Source organism: Parasalinivibrio latis (assembly GCF_036825535.1).
GTDB classification, from domain to species: domain Bacteria; phylum Pseudomonadota; class Gammaproteobacteria; order Enterobacterales; family Vibrionaceae; genus Parasalinivibrio; species Parasalinivibrio latis.
Map to the genome: position 1 here is coordinate 3514236 of NZ_CP098812.1, position 19990 is coordinate 3534225.

The window sequence follows — 19990 nt, forward strand, 5'->3', positions numbered from 1 at the left end:
CGCTGTCAATGATAAAAACGAGAAGAGCTTGATTTTATTTTTTCGATTAATGAAACTGTTTTCTTTGCCTCATCAACAGACACAGATTGATTCTCTTTTCTATCAATCATCAAGATAAAATCTTTTAGCATGTTCAAATACATTTGGTTCTTGTCCCAACCAGGATTGCTGTATACAACATTAGCCCCTGATTTTGTCTTGAAAGTGACTTCGTTTTGAATAAGATCCCATTCAAGCGCACCACTGCTTCCAACAAAACGACAATACCGATAGGCTTTGCGTTGTAGAAAATCCAAGTGAATATTCACAACGCTTCCTTCACAAGCTGTAACAAGGATATCTGCAGAGTCCTCTACTTCAAGTCCCAGTTCTTGGGATGTACGCAACACAGCATGCTGAAGTGTTAAAGGACCTAACAGCCACTGGGTATAATCCAGCTCATGACTCAACTCTAGTAAAGCACCTCCACCCAGATGCGCACTTGCAGATACACTATCGCGGTAGTCTTTTGATGGTCGCCAATCTGGAAGATACTGCCCAATTTCAACTGAAGCATGGTAAAGCTGGCCTAACTTACCGCATTCAATAAATCTTTTGACTTCAATTGCTGATGACAGATACCGGAGACAATAGCCCACCGCTACAGGCGTCATATATTTTTTCGCAGCTTCCTGGATTAACTCAGCATCCTGCAAAGCAGTGGTAACAGGCTTCTCTATCAATACGGGAACACCTGCTTCTATCAAAGGAATAGCGTGACGGCAGTGAAACGGTGCAGGGGAAGCAACAATTACCATGTCGATCTGTTCAAATATCAACTCCGCAACAGACGCAACTAATACATCACAGTCACTCACCATTTCTTCCGGAATACGTCCACTTGCAGACATCGCATAAACAGTCACCCCAGGAAGAAGCAATTTAAGATTTTTCCGGTGCCTTGTGGCAATATTGCCTAAACCAATAACTGCGACTTTCTGCATTTACTCCATCCCTAATGAGTGAATGTCAGATTGAGCCCGGTTAAAGTCATCCATCCGGCCAATATCAAGCCAATATTCATGGATGGGGAACATCAACACGTTGTTTCTTTCAGACATATGCTGTTCCAACAATGTAGGCATATCAATATGGTAGTTTTGGGGAACTGATTGAAATATTCGAGGTGAAACTACGTAAATTCCAGCATTGACAAAAAAACGCTGAATAGGCTTTTCAACCATACTCGTTATACGGTTCCCTTCTCCATTAATAACACCGTATGGAATCTGATAGTCATATTCCCTGACGCACATGGTAGCATCTGCACTATTCTCTACATGGAATTCCAAAAGCCTCTGAAAATCCACCTTGGTTAGGACATCCCCATTCATCATGATTAAAGGGAGATCCTGAGGCATATCATGGGGTAGGAGCCCCAACGCCCCTCCGGTTCCCAGGGGTTTATCCTCATGGACATAGGTAATATTGACGCCTAATGACGAACCATTCCCAAAATAACCTTCTATCTGCTCGGGCATATAATGGGTAGAAATGTAGAAATTATAAAACCCAGCATTGATAAAACTGCGAATTACTGTTTCAAGTATTGGTTTATCACCCACCTTTAACATCGGTTTAGGGCAATTGTCTGTCAGGGGTTTCAATCTGGTGCCAAATCCACCGGCCATTAAGAATACCGGGTTGGAAAACTTTGGTTGGCTCATTGCACTTTGTAAAGTTTCCAAACCGACAACTCTACCGCGCTCTATCAATGGAACAGACAGAATACCTTTACTCTCCATCAAGGTGATCAGCGCTTTTCGATCCGTATTCACATCGGCTGTTGTAGGAGTAACGTTCATTACCTTTGCTACAGGTTCTTCCAGGGACAAATTACTCAATAAGCCCCTTCGGATATCTCCATCTGTAACAACGCCAACTAAGGTATTTCCGTCTTCAACAACTAATGCAACACGCAGTGCTTCATTATTAATTATCTCAAGGGCATCCCTTATGGAACTATTCGATTGAATGAGGACGTTTTTCCAACAATGGCTCATGAGTCAACCTTCGTTTTTATAGATTTGGTAGCAGGTTTGGTGCAGTAACATATTTGAGCATCAAACAGAGAGACGGCGAGAGTTACCCCCGCACCAACAATGCAACCTTCCGCAATTGTAAGGTTCTGAATGATCACCGCACCTGCTCCGACAAATACCCTCGGCTCGACCAGTACCTGCCCACAAAGTGTCGCTCGAGGTGCTATATGACAGTAGGATCCGATACGGCAGTCATGCTCTATGATTACTCCGGTATTTACGATTGAATGGGATCCAATATTCGCCCCGGCCTGAATGATAGCCCCATGAAGGACTTGCGCCCCTGTTTGAACGATAGCGAAGGGAGATACTTGTGCACTGTCAGCAATAACGGACTCAAACTGATAACCAAGAGAAAGAAAATATTCGTTTACTTTTTGCCTCAAGCCTGAATTCGGCAACATCCCTATACCATTGACCAAATTTACACTATCCCGATCAAAATTAAGGATTTCTTCATCTCTTTTTAGCTGGGGAATCCCACGAAATACCGTTCTGACCGAAATGTCATCTGGGCTAATGACAGCGACAATTTCCCGATGTTGAGATCGTAGTATATCCGTCAATATTGATGCATGGCCGCCTCCACCAATAATAACGAGTGGTTTGGGCATTTCGCTATTCACAGAGCAAATCCCCGGCCTGATATGCTTGGGAGGCTGGAGAGCCAATGATATCCCAATATCTATAAGGAGACATCCCGGATCCCGGGCGTTTAATGGTGACATTGGATACCGTCAGCAATTCCCCTGCACCAATCGCTGATGCAGCTACCAGACTTTTTCTGGCCACACTTTTATTTTTCACTTCTGAAACAGTTGGAGACTTCACTCCTGAACCAAGGGCTCTCTCTACCTGCCTGACAGCTTTTACCATTTCAGCGAGCTCATGGGGCTCAAGTGATGCTTTATGATCAGGACCTTCCATATTTTTATCGAGCGTAAAGTGCTTTTCTATTAGGACAGCACCACGTGCCACAGCAGCAACAGGAATGGTAATTCCCTCACTATGATCGGAATAACCGGCTGGAAGTTCGAATGCTTTAGCCAATGTATCCATCGCCCTTAGGTTTATTTCATTCATAGGTGCAGGATATTCAGTGGTGCAATGTAAAACTGTGACTTTTTCCTTGAGCGCTTTCTGACCCTCTTCTGACACATAGGCTTCCTGAAAAGCCAACAATGAGGGTTCAACGTCTGTTCCGCCAATATATCCGAATGCAATAACGCCCAGAGCCATCTCTATTTCAGACAGTGTGGCCATCCCTGTAGAGACGATCAGATCACACTGTGTCCGGGCATGCTGGAGTACAAGCGGAGCATTCGTTAGTTCACCAGAAGGGAGCTTCAAACGCTTAAGCCCAAGATCATTGACGAGGAAATCAAGGCTCTCAGAATCAAATGCCGTGGACAAGAACTCAATACCTAGTGATTCGCAGTGTGTTACAAGTGCTTGGTGAGCCTCATAAGACAATTCCAAACGGCTCAACATAGCAAGCTGGGATTCCTGCCTCTGGGTATTGGCAACCTGATAATCTGCTTGTATTGCTTGTGCCGTCACCAAATTTTTCGCTTTAAATGTCTGGAACTTTACGATATCAGCACCAGCCTCATAAGCAGCATCCACCAATGCAAACGCCAGCTTTTCCTCACCATTATGGTTCACACCAGCTTCAGCGATAATTAGCGTCATATCCGTCTCACTTCACATCGTAAAATGGTTTACATGGTTCAAAATTCATTGATTTTATCATCTCAATCACCTGTGAACTGGCATCGCCTTGTCCATAAGGATTGTCTATAACCTCATTTTCGGATGTTTTGTAACTGCGAGTAACTGCGATCTCCATCGCGTGAGAAATAGACTGAGTGCTGGGCTCAGCATGAATAACACTTTTTGCTGCGAGTCGCCCTTTTTGCCGGGATCCGATGTCGACAGTAGGAACATCAAATGCCGGCACTTCAATGATGCCGCTGGAAGAGTTCCCAATAACAGCACATGCATGTTTAACTGCGCTGAGATATCGAAGCTGACCAAGCGAAGGGATAGCAAGAACACGTTTAGGTGATTCAGCCGCATACCTTTCCAGCATAGGTATTATACGGCGCCCACCATCGTCTGCATTTGGGTAAGTTAAAATAATCTGATGATCCGGAAACTCATCGAGTGCATCCAGCAACGCCTGAAAACTTTCTTCTGGATGTTCATCTCCAAGTGTTACTGGGTGATAGGTAACCACAAAGTAAGGTGTTTCCAGCTTAAACTTCAATGACTCCCCCAAATCACCAACGCTCATGAATGTTGCCCGATTAAGATGATCGAGGCCAATCGCACCAACGTTTTTTACTCTCTCAGGGGATTCGCCGAGCTGTATAACCCGTTGGCGATATTCTTCAGTTGAAGTCCCATGCAAGTAGCTGAGTTTGGTGATGGCATGGCGGATCGCATCATCATAAGCGCCTTCCGTAATCTCTCCTCCGTGAAGATGAATGACTGGCACCCTCAATATCATACTTGTCTGTGCTGCCGCCAAAGCTTCAAAACGATCACCTAGCACAATTAAGACATCAGGAGATAAACGAGAGAGGGCATCAGCAAAACCTAAAATGCCTAATCCCATGCTCTTCGCTGTACCGACGGATGTATCAGAAGATAAAAGCATCTCAACTTTTTCATCTATTCTGAACCCATCTTTTTCTATTTGCTTGAATGTTTCGCCAAATTCCGGAGACAAATGCATCCCCGAAACCAAAAGCTGCAAGGTTAGTTCGGGATCCGCATCAATATCTTTTAATAACCAATAGAGCAGACCGTACTCAGCCCTTGTACCTGTAAATACTGCTACTTTCTTGATTGGCATCGACGCCCCTTACCTGACGACAGGTGTACTTGGTAAGTTAACCAGATGAGCCTCAATGAACTCTGATTGTGTCAAATCCCCCCGCATAGCCCCTTCAAACATAGGAAGCCGGTGCATCAGCTTCCAGATAGGGCGAGTCATCACACCTGCATCGTTTGACTGTTTCAACAAATCATCTCGAGCTTGGGGTGTTGGACAAATCACCGCATTTAACCAGTAGTTTGACTTTGCGTAATCAGGTTCCCTGACAAATTCGAAACCAGACCCCAGGAAAAATTTCTCATATTGGTGCGCGAGTTGACGTTTAAGATCAAGCAATTCGTTCAGACTCTCCATCTGAGCACACCCTAAAGCGGCATTTATGTTGGGCATCCGGTAGTTGAAGCCCGGCTCATCATGATAAAACTCAAAAGGATGAGGTACTTTTGCAGTAGTTGTTACATGCTTGGTGTGCAGGCCTGATTCTTCTGTTTTACATAGCACCATACCGCCACCACCCGTAGTAATGATTTTGTTGCCATTGAAACTCACTGCGCCAAAATCCCCCAAAGTACCGGTATGTTTGCCCTTATAAAAAGATCCCAAGCTTTCCGCCGCATCCTCCACAAGAGCAATATTCCATTTTTGGCAAACCTGTACCAGTTCATCCAGCTCGACGGGATGACCAAAGGTATGCATTGGCACAACCGCTCTAATGAACTGCCTGGTTTGCTTGTGCATACACCCTGAGTCTGTTAGCTCAGCATGCTGGCAGAGATAATTGTCCACTGCCTTTGGACATAGCCCAAGACTGGTAGCAGAAACATCAACAAACACCGGTTCCGCACCAAGGTGGTACAGCGCATTGCAAGTGGCGACAAAAGTAAGTGCTTGGGTAATAACCAAATCACCTTGCCGCACTCCTGCCATGTACAGGCCTGCATGTAATGCTGCCGTTCCATTTACTGTCGCAACAGCGCGCGCGGTACCGGTAAAGGCCTCCATCTTGCGCTCAAAGTCATCAACAAACTTACCGACACTTGAAACAAACGTACTGTCAATCGTTTCCCCAACATAGGCTTTTTCATTGCCCATAAACGTCGGGGCATGGAGGGGAACAAAATCGTTGGTCTGATAAACATCGCGAACAAATTCAACGATGGATGCTGGCTTCATAGTTTTTTCCCCACTCACATCTTACTGTCCAAGTACTTACCTGTTTCTTTATGGCCAAAATCCGGGATCATTTTGAAAAACAACTCAACAATCTGCTCTTTCGTCCACGCTTTCGCATCCTTCATTTCTCGGATCTCCTGTTCAAAAAGAGCCAAGTTCTGGGCATCATAGACAGGCGCATTTTTAATAATTCCAAGATTGTCAAAACGTGCCATATCAAGTTTTTCTTTGTCAGTGAAAAACTCTTCGAAATCCTTTTCACCCGTAGTATCACTGGAAGTAAACAAGCATGGCCACTTTCCTTCAGACGGAAGGCTCTTAGCCAACTCTCTAGCTTGCTCTTCACTTTCGCACAAGTAAGGCTCATAGCCACGTTGCTCTAGATATTTCACAGCTATATCAGCAAACGTAATAAGATGAAGTGCTTCGCTTAGTTTAGGAAAGAAAATGTCGCAGTTTTCACCAAAAATACAGGACATCAGACATAGTTCACCGGACTCCTGTGGGGTTACAAAGTAACGCTTAATGTCATTAGGTGCCACGATTGGCTGTTGTTTCTGAATACGCTGGTTAAAGCCATGTAGCAATGAACCATCCGAAAATGCCACATTGGCAAAGCGGGCCGTTGAGATAGCAATCCGTTCACTTTTACGCATCAGGAACATCTCCATAATACGCTTAGACGCTCCCATCATATTGACAGGGTTCGCGGCTTTATCCGTTGAAACACAAAAGTACTTCTTTGCACCAGCATCAATAGATTGCTGTATGGTCTTATCGGTATTGAAGACGTTTACGTCAATCATGCGCATCAGTGTGAAAGGATCCTTTTCACTGCGAACGTGTTTAAGGGCTGAGAGGTTCAAAATGTAGTCATACCGGCCATCTGCAGTGATAAACGCATCGTACTCAACAGAGCCAATATCAAGAGCAAATGTTTGAAAATCGCCGTCAATATATCCAAAAGAACTGCGGATATCCCGGACAAGTTCAACCATGTTATTCTCACTGATATCAACAACATGCAGTTTTTTAGGTTTGCGTTTAAAGATTTCCTTTGTGACTGCCTGACCAATTGAGCCAGCACCGCCAAGCACAAGGAAGCGGGACTCCGATACGATACGAGAAAGCTCTTTCTCGTGAGCTTGAATGTCATTAGTGAACAGAGCTGTTGTACGACCGATGAGGGAGAGAATTGAATTCATGGCAGAAGCTTTTCGAATAAGTAATGTAGAGATTCTAAACTAACCAACATTTACACGAAAGCTTGCACCGTTTACGGGGGAGATTATTCTCCCCCTCAGATAAATGATTATTTACTAAATTTCCTCATCTCATCCAGCGCTTTCTGCATATGACTGAAAGCTTCTGGCTGATCACCTATCGGGCGGTTGGTCTTATCCAGCATCTGGTACATGCCTGTACCGTTCACCTCTAGAATGGAAGCATCATCAATAATGGCATAACCGCCATAGTTTGAAGACATCACCCAGTTCCGGGGCTTAACCTGACCCAACAAGTCTACACCGGTTGAATAATCAGACACTGGCGACGTCACTCCCAGGTAATGGTGCATTAATGTTGGGGACAAATCTTCATGACTGGTAAATGCATTTTCATCGTTCCAGACATTGGCCTTTGGTACACCAGGGCCGAACATGGTGAAAGCAACACGGACCTGAGGATCTGTAAAGTTGCTGTTATGCCCCCAGAAATTGAGCTTGTTATCATTGGCTTCCTGTCCGTGGTCACCGGTAATAATAACGACCGTATTTTCCAGATCACCATCATTTTTAAGCGTATCTAAAACCTCTTTCACCTTACTGTCCACATAATGAACACTGGTTTTATAGCGGTTCATAAACGGCGTTGGATCGGTTTCGTTGTTCAGCTCAAGGTAGTTAAGCGTCTCCAGCATTGGCTCATATTTATGCGGGTAGTCATCCGGAAAATCATAACCATGCGGGGCATCATAAAACAGGAATGAGAAGGTAGGTTTACTTGTATCGCGTTCCTTTTGGTACCAATGGATCCAGTCTTTGGTCAGGTTGGCATCCAGTTCAGAAGGACGGTTACCTTCAGATCCGTTGCGCAGAGGGTGGATATTGGCAAATACCGTACGGTTAAACTCCGGAGACTGGAGCTGGGCTGCTGTAAATATACCAATGTTGTAGCCTAGCTGCTGCAGTCGATCCATCAGGACAGGGGAGCGCTGGTTTGCGAGGAAGCTATGCCAGTATGTGCCCGGCAGGCCATAGAACAAACCAAAAATACCGGTACGCGTCGCGTTACCTGTGGAGATATGCTTGTTATAGATTTGTCCACTTTGGGCGTAGTGCCACATATTCGGAGTGTTGTCGGCATTGAAGGTATCCCCACGCCAGGAATCCACTGCAATCACCATGATGTTGACCGGCTTCTCAACCGCTTCAGTTTTTAACGGTGACAGAGGATAGTTCAAGGTACTCTGACCTTTCATTTTCATCGCATTTTGGCGGTCTAATGCGGCCTGGTCCACAAACCCGTGCTTTGACATGAATTTGTTCGCTGTTGCCGGCATGTATAGTGGCAGGAAACGCTTTACCGTCGTCATCGGCTGATAACCATAAGCTGCCGCCCACACATGCATGCCATTCGCCGCCAGCAAAGACAGGAATACCAGCAGGGAGAAACGGCGGCCAATTTTCCGCTTCATAAAGGATGGTTCGCCTTCAAAGGTCTTAACCATCCACCACTCCAGCGCAAATACCAGAGCACACCCTCCAATCACCGTAATCCAGGTAATTAAAGGGAAACTGACAATCTGTCCGGCCAGGATCATATTGACCACAACAGCATTAATATGGAACCGGTACTGGGCAAATACAAACGTATCTACAACCAGTAGGCCGATACCTATTGATGCCACCAGAGCCAGGAATGCACGACGTAAAGGTGAATAAGGAATAAGAGCAAAAGGTAAACATACCAGGCCAATTACGCCTGCCAGCAATGGCATCTGTCCTAATACAGACACCATGACGAATAACCAGCTTTTGGCATCAGGAGGAGTTGGCAGGTAGGCAAAATAACGCGTTGATATCGCGATAGATAAAATGGCGTTGGCCAGGATAAGCCACCCGGCAGCATGGAACCGTTGCTTAAGCGAGACGGCTTTAAAGGTTTTATTCACACCGAACCTTATGAGTCATTTTTAAACATTAAGGTTGGATGATACTGATGTGGCTAAAAACTGTATAGCCTTAGTCCGTAACACATGCCAGCTTTGCCTCTTCATACCCTTGGAGCAAGGCTGACCATTCCCCCTCCTGCCAATGAATTGACCTGCGTTCCTGCTCTTTATAGAAAGACCGTTTCAGTCGGGACAGGTTATCTTGGTGCCAGCTGTCACCACTTTGTCGCGCACACTTGTCAAAATCGATAATCCACACTTTCTGGTCTGCATCCACAAGGATGTTGTGGATGTTTAGATCGGTATGGTTCACACCAGCTTGGTGCATTTGGGCAATCATTACCCCGATTTGCCGGTACATCTCTTCGGGGAGAGACTCCTCCTCCAACAGGTGTACAAGGTCTTTTGCCATAGGAACTTTCTCTACAAGAATGTCAGCCTTGTAGGCCAATCCTGCTTTTACCGCTCGCGCGGCAACCGGGCGAGGAACATTTACCCCCTGTTCTGCCAGCCATTTCAACAGTACATATTCCTGGTAGGAACGGGTACTCTCCCAACCGGTAAAAAGGTAGCTGTCACTGACAAGCTTTCCGAACAACCCACCCCGCCGGTAGTGGCGCAGTGCCATCTCCAGCTCCTTCCCCCGGATAAACCACGTTGTTCCGCGACCTTTGGCACTGCCGGATATTTTCCCCTGCTGCTGCCAGTAATCAGCGGAAAAGCACGCCTCCGGAGATTCGGATAACAATGCAGGGTCATACCAAATGTGGGTATCGTTCAGGGTCAGCTCTTTCACGCCACGCTACCTGTTAATGATTGAGACAGGCATTTTACAATCGTTGGCGGCAACTGCATAATTTCCCCCAATTTCGTAAAGAGAATCCGTTATGGCCCTGTTCTCCTCAGCCCCTCATTCACTCTGCTTTCTCCGGCTCTCTGCTATTGGCGATGTGTGCCATGCTGTTGCGGCTATCCAGGCAGTGCAATCTCAATGGCCTGATACAGAGATCACCTGGATTGTTGGAAAGGTGGAGGCAGGCCTTGTTGGTGACTTGCCCGGTATTAACGTGGTGACCTTTGATAAAAAACGTGGCCTGGATGGCATGAAAGCAGTTTGGCGGGAATTAAGGGACCACCGGTTTGACGCTTTGGTTCATATGCAGGTTGCACTGAGGGCAAGCATTCTTACGCTTGGCATCAAAGCCCGGTACAGAGTAGGGTTTAACTTTTCACGGGCAAAAGAAGCACAATGGTTGTTTACCAACAAGCGAATTGATGACCGGGAATCCCAGCATGTATTGGACAGCTTTTTTGCCTTTACCCGGTATTTAGGGGTGGAGGAAACCACACCACGTTGGTCGATCCCTCTCAGCGCCGATGATTGCCACTTCGCGCAGGAGATTATTGCCGGAAAACCATCACTGGTCATTAGCCCGGCGGCAAGCAAAGACGAACGTAACTGGCTACCGGAGAGGTACGCTGCTGTCGCCGACTATGCTGAAAAGCGGGGTCTTAAGGTGATTCTTTGCGGATCTCCGGCTGAGCGAGAGGTAAAACTTGCCGACAATATTATCAGGTCAGCACACAGCTCAATCATTAACCTGGTAGGAAAGACATCACTCAAGCAACTCACGGCCATCATCAAGCAAGCAACGGCAGTTCTGGCTCCGGACTCTGGGCCAGCCCACATTGCGACAACGCAGGGCACACCTGTAATTGGCTTGTATGGGCATAGCAATCCCACCCGAACCGGCCCTTATAACAGCCTGGACCTCGTTGTCAGCGTCTATGACAAATACGCCAAACTTCAGCATAACCGGTCTGCTGATACCCTTCCCTGGGGAACCAGGGTTAAAGGTGGCGACATTATGGCAGACATTACTGTCCCTATGGTTACCGACAAGCTCGATACGGTAATTTCGCGAATGAACAACGAACGAGTAACCTCATGACTGAACTCACTCCTCAGGGAAACGGAAAACAGCGCCTTGCCGTTGCCTTAATCGTCAAAAATGAAGCTGCGAACCTGGAAGCCTGTCTCAATACCGTTAAGGATTTTGCTGACGAAATCGTAATACTCGATTCAGGCAGTACTGATGGCACAGAAGAAGTGGCAAGACGCTATACCGACAAGTTTTTTGTCAACGCTGACTGGCCGGGCTTTGGCCCGCAACGTCAATTAGCGCAGTCTTACGTTACTGCGGACTATGTCCTGTGGCTGGATGCTGACGAACGTGTGACACCTGAGCTTCGTAACAGCATTGAAGCAGCACTGAACAATCCCCAGGAAAACACCTTATACCGCATTCCCCGTCTCAGCTGGGTGTTTGGCCGATATATCCGTCACTGTGGCTGGTACCCTGATAAAGTTGTACGTCTTTATCCCACAAAACTGACCGGCTATGACAATGCCCTGGTTCATGAAAAAGTGGAAATCCCTGCCGGTGCAAACATCGTCGATCTGGAAGGCGATGCCATTCATTACACCTACAACGATCTCCATCACTACCTGGTCAAGTCAGCGGGCTACGCTAAAGCCTGGGCTGACCAGCGTCAGGCAAGAGGCAAAAAAAGCAGTATTGGTGAGGGCATCCTGCATGCCGTGGGTTGCTTTATAAAAATGTATATCGTCAAAGCAGGCTTCCTTGATGGAAAGCAGGGCTTTTTACTTTCCGTGTTGTCTGCCCACTCAACCTTTGTGAAATATGCAGACCTTTGGATCCGAACAGGGACAGCGCCGAAAGATCGCCCATAAAAACAAACCCCGCATGACGTTGCGGGGCTTCTGTTATTTATAGCCCGCCATCTGGCTGTTTATGTATAGAGACAACCACTCCCGAAATTGTTGGTGGCGATTAACATCCAGGTTTTCAACCGGCACCGGTTCTACGCTGTTGTCCTTCCACGGATACAGTTTACCGGGCTGACTTGGTGTTACCACTCCCCGGTCATTAATCAGTATCGCACCGTGATAGCCGAACCTTTTACTTGGATCATCCTTAACCGCCAGCATGTTCCTTCCACCAAGCGAGGTGTATTCCGCACCTGAAAGACTGAATGCATATAACGTGGGGAAAATATCCTTATGAGAGCCGGGCCGGAGCTTCTCGTACCCGATATCTACGTTGTCCTGAATTTCTTGGGGAACATAGAGATAGAACGGCACCCCGAAGGCAGTTGCCAGGTCTTCAGTATCCTGAACCATCATCCGGCGCATTCTGTGGTCACCCGTTGCCGCTATTACCGTTTTCCCAGACAGCGGTGAAGACTTTATCGAGGATATAAACTGTCCAAGGCTGTCAGACGCGTACTGGTACGCCTTTAGCATATTTTCCGTACCAACCTGGCTCCCTTCATTTTTTGCGGCAAGATCTGCCGATACATTTACAGGAGCTGGGCGGTAGCTTTCAGGTGGCCGGTAAGGGGAGTGATTCGTTACCGTTAACACCATGACAAACGTCGGCTGTTTTGCTTCTTTCAGGATTTTTTCTGCCAGCTTAAAGGCATATTCATCCGGAACGCCCCAAGTATCTGCATCCTTTGCAGCTTCAGGAAACACCTTTTTAATGGTGTTTTCATCCAGTACCTCATCAAAACCCTGGTGCGGAAAGTAGTTGGAAAGGTTTCGCCACATGCCGTTGCCCGCCGTGATAAAAACCACCCTGTATCCCGCTTTTTTATAAGGCAATACAGCCGACCCGGTGAGCTTTACCTTCTGTACGGAGGAATGACTGATAGTCGGAACGGGGCTGTGAAACAACATCATCACCATACTGTCGATGGTGGCATTGGTGCCCGAGACAAAACGCGGAAAAACAAAGTCTTCCTCAAAATGCGGACGCAACGCACCAAGCAGGTCATTGGTTTCAGGATCATCATAGGCAAGAACATTGCTGCCCATACTTTCCATCAGAGCCAACACGATATGGGGAGGATTTTGCTCAAGATATGCCGACTCAGGCGCCGTTTGAGTCGCGCCACTCTGACCAAATTCAGCGCTGAGCCCCTTCAGGGCGTCTTTGCTTACCGGAAAAAAAGAAGACTCTTTCGCTTTGTCTGACCTGGCCCAATCCAGTGCCATAAATGCGTTGGGAGTAAGTTTGTTCAGGAGGTCATAATCTGACACTTGGGCATGATAACGCTTTAAAGGCAATGACCCTGCTGAGCCCCGAACCGCCAAGGTGTAAGGAACCAGCGCAATGAGCACGACAACTGTAACCAGCCACTTGTTTAAAGGTTTATAGACCTTGTTTTCAGCAGATTCACAAATCAGTTTTCCAAGCCTTAAAACTCCTATTGCAGAGACAACGGATACCAGAAAAATCTGCACTACCGGGTAATCCACCCAGATATTTTGCAGCACTGCAACGGTATCATCTTCGCCCAAACCAAAAACAAAAATGTCGAAATGGTTGCCAAAGGTCTGGTAGTAGTAATAGTTACCGATAGATGCAGATACAACGACCAATGCCAGCAGAGCCAGGTATACGGGCAAAACCCTCTGGAACCACCCAAACCCGTGACGACTGGCTGCAAAAGCCATCCCAAGAAGATAAGCGGGGGCCAGCCCTATTGCAGCGACTTTCAGATCAAATTTTAACCCTGTTAAAAAGGCCCGCGCGACGTCCATACTTCTGGACGAAACCTGCTCCCAGTTCACAAACTCAAAGAATGACCATCCTCTTGCAATCATTAGCAGAGCGGCAAGCAAAATAATGTTTTGCCAAATGACCCTTACTAAAATCCGAAAATGTCGGTAATACATTTCACACCGGTTATTGTTATTAATTAAACAGATTCTTTTCTTTCATCCATTGCTGGATGCTTTCATAGTTCTTATTGATATCAATCAGCGATAAATCTGCACTTTCCCCTGCTTTTTCAGGAGGGCAAAAACCGAGATGGTTTCCGTCACTGTTGAGCGGCAGCCAGCGCAGTGGCGTCGATGAACGCTTGGATGGGAAAAAGCCAATTGTCGGTACATCGATAGCCGCGGCAATATGAAGTGGGCCGGTTGAACCTGCGATGAAAAGAGATGCGCAAGCTATAGATTGGCAGAAATCTTTGAGGCCATCATTTTTATCGTATACGTGTGAAATAATCCCAGCTTCTTCCGCCAGTTTTTTCAATCTTTCCGCGTGTTCACCCTCGCCTGGCCCGGCAGTAAGAATGAACTCCACCGGATAATCGGCAGAGATAAGTGCCATCAGCGAAACATACTGCGGTAAGGTGAGAGCATTCGCTGAGCCTCCGGTCCCGGCATGAATAAATACCATATGCTTATCAGCATCGACCGATAGCTGTGCTGCCAGTTTTTCTTTTTGTTTGGTGAGGGCACTGTCAGCAAACTGGAGGTATGGAGCCGACGGCTCCACAGCTGGTTTCCCTTGCTTTGCCAAAAATGCCCTGATGAGGTCAAGGTTATATTGGTATTCAGGCTTTTCAGAACGAGACCGTCTCTGGACGACCCTGTGATTGTAAAAGACCTGGGCAAATTTTGTCGCGGGAGCCAACCGGAAAGGTATTCGGGCACGCCACATTGTCAGTGCGTTGTAGGTGTCTGAAAAAAGGCAAATGACACCATCAAAACCCTTAGATTTCAGCGTTGAGATGAGTTCCCGTTGATCCTCCTTGCTTCCTTTTTTACCCGGATCGATGACAACATCGTCAATCCATGGGCACATTTCTGCAAGTGCTGCGGTATAACGAGGAACCAACGCAGTGACTTTGGCTTCAGGTAAAGACAGCTTGAGCATGGCAAAACTCGGCCACGCCAGCATGAAGTCACCAATTTTATCGTTCCTGACAACCAGGATGTTTTTCATAACAGGATCCTATAAATGTAACTTGAGAATGATAACGGATCCTGACTGCGAAAGGGAAAATCGTAGGGAATTTAGCGGCATCGGTTTACCATTTTTGCTAGCATTGTCGCCAGAAAAGAACTCATGAGGGCAACACCGTGAGCCGACAGGAAATCACACGCGTTATCTATCCGGGCACTTTTGACCCGATCACCAACGGCCACCTCGACTTGGTTGAGCGTGCGGCGCAGATGTTTGATGAAGTCATTGTGGGCATTGCAGCCAGCCCGAGCAAGAAGCCGCTGTTCACACTGGACGAGCGCGTTGAGCTGGCGAAGAAAACCACCGCCCATCTTGATAATGTCATCATTGTGGGGTTCTCCGGTCTGCTTATCGATTTCGCCCGCAAACACAACGCCAACATTCTGGTAAGGGGACTTCGTGCGGTGTCGGACTTCGAATTTGAATTCCAGCTCGCCAACATGAACCGCCGCCTGATGCCTGAACTGGAAACTGTGTTCCTGACCCCGGCGGAAGAGAATTCCTTTATCTCCTCAACCATAGTGAAAGAAGTTGCACTCCATAAAGGCGAGGTCCAGCAGTTTGTGCCTGATTGTGTTGCAGAAGCACTGAACGCCAAATACGGAAACTGACAGGACTCAGAAGTTCACAGGAAAACGGAAGCAACCCGCTTCCGTTTTTTATTGATAATATTCTTTGTACCAATCAGCAAAGGCTTCTACACCCTCTCTAATCCCTACTTTGGGCCGGTAGTCAGTTGCTTTGAACAGATCTTCGGTGTCCGCCCAGGTAACGGTCACATCCCCCGGCTGCATAGGCATAAAGTTTTTTTCTGCCTCCCTGCCGAGCGAGTTTTCCAATTCCCCGATAAAATCCATCAGGGCTACCGGGCTGCCGTGGCCGATATTGTAAACCCGGTAAGGCGCGGTACTTGATGCGGGAGAACCGGCAAAGGCTTCCCCCTTTGGTACCACATCCATCACTCTGACAATCCCTTCGACAATATCATCAATGTAAGTAAAGTCGCGCTCCATCTCCCCGTGGTTGAATACCTTGATAGGCTCCCCCTTTCTGATGGCCGAAGCAAACAGCATCGGAGCCATATCTGGCCGGCCCCAGGGTCCATAAACGGTAAAAAAGCGCAGCCCGGTCATGGGAATGCCATACAGATGCGCATAGCTGTGGGCCATCATCTCATTGGCTTTTTTTGTCGCTGCATACAGGGAAACCGGGTGATCTGCACCATCTTCACAACTGAATGGCATTGACTTGTTCAACCCGTAAACAGAACTGGAAGACGCGTACACCAGGTGCGGAACCTGCCGGTTTCGGCACCCTTCCAGAACAGTCAGGAACCCGCGCAAGTTACTGTCTGCGTAGGCAAACGGGTTTTCCAGTGAGTAGCGGACTCCGGCTTGGGCTGCCAGGTGGATGACCCGGCTGAATTCATGGCTGGCAAACAGCCCTTCAACGGCTTCACGGTCTGCAACATCAATACGGTGAAACTGAAAATCGCTGAAACCTGCCAGTGTTGCCAACCGGGCTTCTTTCAAACTGACATCATAATAGTCGTTGAGGTTATCTATCCCGACCACCTCATGACCGTCCCTGCAAAGTCGCTGACAGACCGCATGGCCGATAAATCCGGCAGCACCGGTAACCAGAACCGTCATGCTATGCCCTCCCCGCCGGAAGAGGGTTAATGCTGTCACCACGCCCGATAGCAAAGTAAACAAACCCTTTTTCCTTGACGGTGTCCGGCTCGAAGAGGTTACGGCCATCGACAATAACCGGATGGGTAAGGCTCTGGTTGATAAACCCAAAATCCGGGGAGCGGAAGGCATTCCACTCGGTGCAAATGACCAGTGCATCTGCACCATAAAGTGCCGCTTCCTTGGTGCCGGTGAGCTTCAGGTCATCCCTGTGACCATAAATCCGCTGGCACTCATCCATGGCTTCCGGGTCGAACGCCTGTACCTTGGCACCGGCCTGCCACAAGGATTCAATCAACACCCGGCTGGAAGCCTCACGCATATCATCGGTATTGGGTTTGAACGCCAGGCCCCAAAGCGCAACTGTCCGCCCTTCAAGCTCCCCGCCAAATGCCTTTTCCAGATACTGGAACAACTTGTTTTTCTGCCGCTCATTAACGTCCTGCACTGCTTCAAGCAGCTTTGACGGGATACCCGTTTTGCGCGCGGTCTGGACCAGGGCTTCCACATCCTTGGGGAAGCAGGAGCCGCCATAGCCGCAGCCCGGATAGATAAAGTGGTAGCCGATACGGGGATCTGAACCGATTCCACGGCGCACATTTTCAATGTCCGCCCCCAGCTCTTCCGCAAGGTTGGCCATTTCATTCATAAAGGAAATTTTGGTAGCAAGAATGCAGTTTGCCGCATACTTGGTCAGCTCTGCCGAGCGCACATCCATCGCCATCACGCGATCATGACTGCGGTTGAAAGGGGAATAAAGTTCACGCAGGCAGGTTTCTACCTCAGGGTTATCAGTACCGATAATGATGCGGTCAGGCCGGGAGCAGTCAGCAACTGCCGCCCCCTCTTTCAGGAATTCAGGGTTGGAGGCAACATCAAAAGAGAGGGATTCACCCCGGGTTTCCAGCACCGATTCCATCCGGCGGGAAACTTTATCCGCAGTGCCTACCGGCACGGTGGATTTGTTCACCACCAGTTTGTAACGGGTCATATGGGTTGCAACAGTGGCAGCTACATCAAGGACATAGCGAAGATCAGCAGACCCGTCTTCATCCGGCGGCGTCCCTACAGCAATAAAGATGACATCGCTGTGATCAACACCCTGCCAGGCATCGGTGGTAAAAGCGAGCCGCCCGGCTTCTACATTGTCTTTGATAAGGGGAGAGAGACCGGGTTCATAGATAGGAATAACGCCGCGCTTTAAACCGGCAACCTTGTGTTCATCAATATCCACACAAAGCACATCATTTCCTACATCGGCCAACACGGCCGCTTGCACCAGACCCACATATCCACTGCCAAAGATCGTCACTTTCATCCACTGATTCCCTGTTTTATTAGTCGTCTTAAGCCCGGGTCAGTGTTGCACCGCTTCCTTACCAAAACGTGACAACGGTTGACCAGACTGTTCCTGACAGACTCAGGTTATAGGGATCAGACAGTTAAATGTGACTCAGATATGAGACGTCTCATTATGAAGAATTACGTCTTATTCCTGTTGTTTCAGGCTTTCTGGCACTTGGGGCAGAATGTGGTATTGCGCTGGCCAATTTTCATCTGTTCGAGCTCAGTGCCACATACCGGACAGGGCTTACCTGCCTTACCATACACCAACAGCTCCTGGGCAAAATAGCCTGGCTTGCCATCCGCATTGGTGAAGTCCTTCAAGGTGGTGCCACCTTGTTCAATGGCCCGTGCCAGCACTTGTTTAATTTCATCGACCAGGAGTTCCATCTCTGCGGCACTCAAGCTGCCAACAGGCTTTGCCGGGTGGATGCCGGATGTGAACAGAGATTCATTGGCATAAATGTTCCCAACCCCTACAACCACCGCGTTATCCATAATGAAACTCTTGGTTGCCGTGCGTTTTCCTTTCGCTTTCGCAAACAGGTAGTCCGGGTTAAACGCATCGGAAAGCGGTTCCGGGCCCAGTTTTCCCAGTACAGGGTGATCACCGTGGCCCGATTGCCACAGCCAAGCACCGAACCGGCGGGGGTCGTTGTAGCGAAGTACCGCGCCGGAAGCCATCACCAGGTCAACATGGTCATGCTTGCCTGGAGGCTGCATTGCGGGCAGGACACGGAGACTGCCCGACATCCCGAGGTGCACCACCGCATACCCGGTATCAGTCACCAGCATCAGGTATTTGGCCCGACGTTCTACAGCACGGATGACCTGCCCTTCAATCCCATTGATATTTTCCGGTACAGGCCAACGCAGTTTGGGGTTGCGGACGATGATTTTTTCAACCCGCTCCCCCTTGATATGTGGCGTGATTCCCAGGCGGCTGACCTCAACTTCAGGCAATTCAGGCATGGCTTTCTCTCTCGCATTTGTTTGTGTTATCGGCTATTTCGCAAGAGGAAAAAGATACCCTTCATCCACGGAGACAGCCAGCCATTGGCTGTTTCCGTTTTGCAGCACCCAAAATTGTGGCAGCTGATAATAGGTGATACGGAAAGGTTCTTCACGGGTTCGGTCCCAGGCTTCCAATGAGCGCGGCGACCGCAGTGCCGGTTTCAGTTTTGACAGGTTGTTGCCGCTGATTTCCGTGCCTTCCAGGTTCAGCCAGCGTGAGGCAAGCTCATCCCCGGAGGTAAGAAGCGGCTTGTCTGCCTTCCATCCGGCATCATTATTGAGGGAAAAAGAGGGAAAATTGAGTTGGTGGATATCAGAGTCCAGCGGAAAAAGGCGCAGGAGCTCGCTTTGCTGGGCAACCGGTTCAGATTCTGCCATACGGCTTTTTATTAAATCCGGCAGCAAAATCAGCATACAGAACACAGTTATCCCGATAATCAGGATATTGTTCCAAGTCCGGCGGGTCAGCTTCATCAAGAATTCTCCACAGCATTCAGTTGCTTGTTTCCATTATTCAGGATAACGGGTGAAAGTACGAATTCTTGAGTGCTGAAAATGATACCGGCAGGATGAATTGGCCAGCCCTGTATCGCAGATATAAAAAAACCCGACAATAAATTGCCGGGCCTTTTTCAAAGGGCAAAAACCAATTACTTGATTTTAGCTTCTTTGTACATAACGTGCTGGCGAATCACTGGATCAAACTTTTTGATCTCGAACTTGCCTGGCATGTTACGCTTGTTCTTGTCAGTAGTGTAGAAGTGACCGGTACCAGCAGATGATACCAGGCGGATCTTCTCACGAATGCCTTTAGCCATGGTTTAATT

General features: G+C 48.0%; 19 protein-coding genes. 3 read left to right on the forward strand and 16 right to left on the reverse strand.

The annotated features are described in order from the left end of the window. Positions 1 to 5: 5 nt before the first annotated feature. From NF212_RS15840 to NF212_RS15880, 9 genes are all read right to left on the reverse strand, one after another. Complete coding sequence (locus NF212_RS15840) at positions 6 to 983, reverse strand: Gfo/Idh/MocA family protein (protein ID WP_434357276.1); 978 nt, start codon at positions 981 to 983, stop codon at positions 6 to 8. Then, complete coding sequence (locus NF212_RS15845; RefSeq protein ID WP_434357278.1) at positions 984 to 2042, reverse strand: nucleotidyltransferase family protein; 1059 nt, start codon at positions 2040 to 2042, stop codon at positions 984 to 986. It abuts the gene before it with no gap. Further along, a complete protein-coding gene (locus NF212_RS15850; RefSeq protein WP_434357280.1) occupies positions 2039 to 2707 on the reverse strand; it encodes an acetyltransferase in 669 nt (222 codons plus the stop codon). Before NF212_RS15850 ends, NF212_RS15845 begins: the two co-directional genes overlap by 4 nt. Beyond that, positions 2700 to 3773: an N-acetylneuraminate synthase gene (gene neuB / locus NF212_RS15855; RefSeq protein WP_434357282.1), complete on the reverse strand. Its 1074-nt coding sequence runs from the start codon at positions 3771 to 3773 to the stop codon at positions 2700 to 2702. Before neuB ends, NF212_RS15850 begins: the two co-directional genes overlap by 8 nt. Positions 3774 to 3780: 7 nt before the next feature. Next, positions 3781 to 4941 (reverse strand): UDP-N-acetylglucosamine 2-epimerase, encoded by a 1161-nt coding sequence (gene neuC, locus NF212_RS15860; RefSeq protein ID WP_434357284.1) that lies wholly within the window; start codon positions 4939 to 4941, stop codon positions 3781 to 3783. A gap of 9 nt (positions 4942 to 4950) precedes the next feature. Beyond that, positions 4951 to 6096 (reverse strand): LegC family aminotransferase, encoded by a 1146-nt coding sequence (locus NF212_RS15865; RefSeq protein ID WP_434360901.1) that lies wholly within the window; start codon positions 6094 to 6096, stop codon positions 4951 to 4953. Positions 6097 to 6110: 14 nt separating this feature from the next. Then, positions 6111 to 7301: a UDP-N-acetylglucosamine 4,6-dehydratase gene (locus NF212_RS15870; RefSeq protein ID WP_434357286.1), complete on the reverse strand. Its 1191-nt coding sequence runs from the start codon at positions 7299 to 7301 to the stop codon at positions 6111 to 6113. Between the two features lie 107 nt (positions 7302 to 7408). Continuing rightward, positions 7409 to 9268: a DUF3413 domain-containing protein gene (locus NF212_RS15875; protein ID WP_434357288.1), complete on the reverse strand. Its 1860-nt coding sequence runs from the start codon at positions 9266 to 9268 to the stop codon at positions 7409 to 7411. 70 nt (positions 9269 to 9338) lie between these two features. Next, complete coding sequence (locus NF212_RS15880) at positions 9339 to 10064, reverse strand: 3-deoxy-D-manno-octulosonic acid kinase (protein ID WP_434357290.1); 726 nt, start codon at positions 10062 to 10064, stop codon at positions 9339 to 9341. 91 nt (positions 10065 to 10155) lie between these two features. On the opposite strand from NF212_RS15880, the gene NF212_RS15885 reads away from it, so the two are divergent. Further along, positions 10156 to 11220, forward strand: coding sequence for a glycosyltransferase family 9 protein (locus NF212_RS15885; RefSeq protein ID WP_434357292.1), 1065 nt, complete (start codon positions 10156 to 10158; stop codon positions 11218 to 11220). Beyond that, positions 11217 to 12023: a glycosyltransferase family 2 protein gene (locus NF212_RS15890; protein WP_434357294.1), complete on the forward strand. Its 807-nt coding sequence runs from the start codon at positions 11217 to 11219 to the stop codon at positions 12021 to 12023. The genes NF212_RS15885 and NF212_RS15890 overlap by 4 nt, the downstream gene beginning before the upstream one ends. A 33-nt stretch (positions 12024 to 12056) precedes the next feature. Here NF212_RS15890 and NF212_RS15895 read toward each other — a convergent pair whose 3' ends face one another. Together NF212_RS15895 and NF212_RS15900 are read right to left on the reverse strand one after the other, a co-directional pair. Beyond that, positions 12057 to 13898, reverse strand: coding sequence for an LTA synthase family protein (locus tag NF212_RS15895; protein WP_434357296.1), 1842 nt, complete (start codon positions 13896 to 13898; stop codon positions 12057 to 12059). 154 nt (positions 13899 to 14052) lie between these two features. Then, positions 14053 to 15093 (reverse strand): glycosyltransferase family 9 protein, encoded by a 1041-nt coding sequence (locus tag NF212_RS15900; protein WP_434357298.1) that lies wholly within the window; start codon positions 15091 to 15093, stop codon positions 14053 to 14055. Between the two features lie 137 nt (positions 15094 to 15230). Here NF212_RS15900 and coaD point away from each other — a divergent pair, with 137 nt between their 5' ends. Then, on the forward strand, positions 15231 to 15725 hold the full coding sequence (gene coaD / locus NF212_RS15905; protein ID WP_434357300.1) for a pantetheine-phosphate adenylyltransferase: 495 nt from the start codon (positions 15231 to 15233) through the stop codon (positions 15723 to 15725). A 48-nt stretch (positions 15726 to 15773) separates the two neighbouring features. Here coaD and NF212_RS15910 read toward each other — a convergent pair whose 3' ends face one another. The 5 genes from NF212_RS15910 to rpmG form a co-directional block, all read right to left on the reverse strand. Beyond that, a complete protein-coding gene (locus tag NF212_RS15910; RefSeq protein ID WP_434357302.1) occupies positions 15774 to 16766 on the reverse strand; it encodes an NAD-dependent epimerase in 993 nt (330 codons plus the stop codon). Between the two features lies 1 nt (position 16767). After that, positions 16768 to 18123, reverse strand: coding sequence for a UDP-glucose dehydrogenase family protein (locus tag NF212_RS15915; protein ID WP_434357304.1), 1356 nt, complete (start codon positions 18121 to 18123; stop codon positions 16768 to 16770). 185 nt (positions 18124 to 18308) lie between these two features. Beyond that, positions 18309 to 19121, reverse strand: coding sequence for a bifunctional DNA-formamidopyrimidine glycosylase/DNA-(apurinic or apyrimidinic site) lyase (mutM, locus tag NF212_RS15920; RefSeq protein WP_434357306.1), 813 nt, complete (start codon positions 19119 to 19121; stop codon positions 18309 to 18311). A gap of 33 nt (positions 19122 to 19154) precedes the next feature. Then, the gene (locus NF212_RS15925) at positions 19155 to 19637 is read right to left on the reverse strand and encodes a hypothetical protein (protein WP_434357308.1); all 483 of its coding nucleotides are present in this window, start codon (positions 19635 to 19637) and stop codon (positions 19155 to 19157) included. 176 nt (positions 19638 to 19813) lie between these two features. Then, positions 19814 to 19981 (reverse strand): 50S ribosomal protein L33, encoded by a 168-nt coding sequence (gene rpmG, locus NF212_RS15930; RefSeq protein ID WP_054674906.1) that lies wholly within the window; start codon positions 19979 to 19981, stop codon positions 19814 to 19816. Between the last annotated feature and the right edge of the window lie 9 nt (positions 19982 to 19990).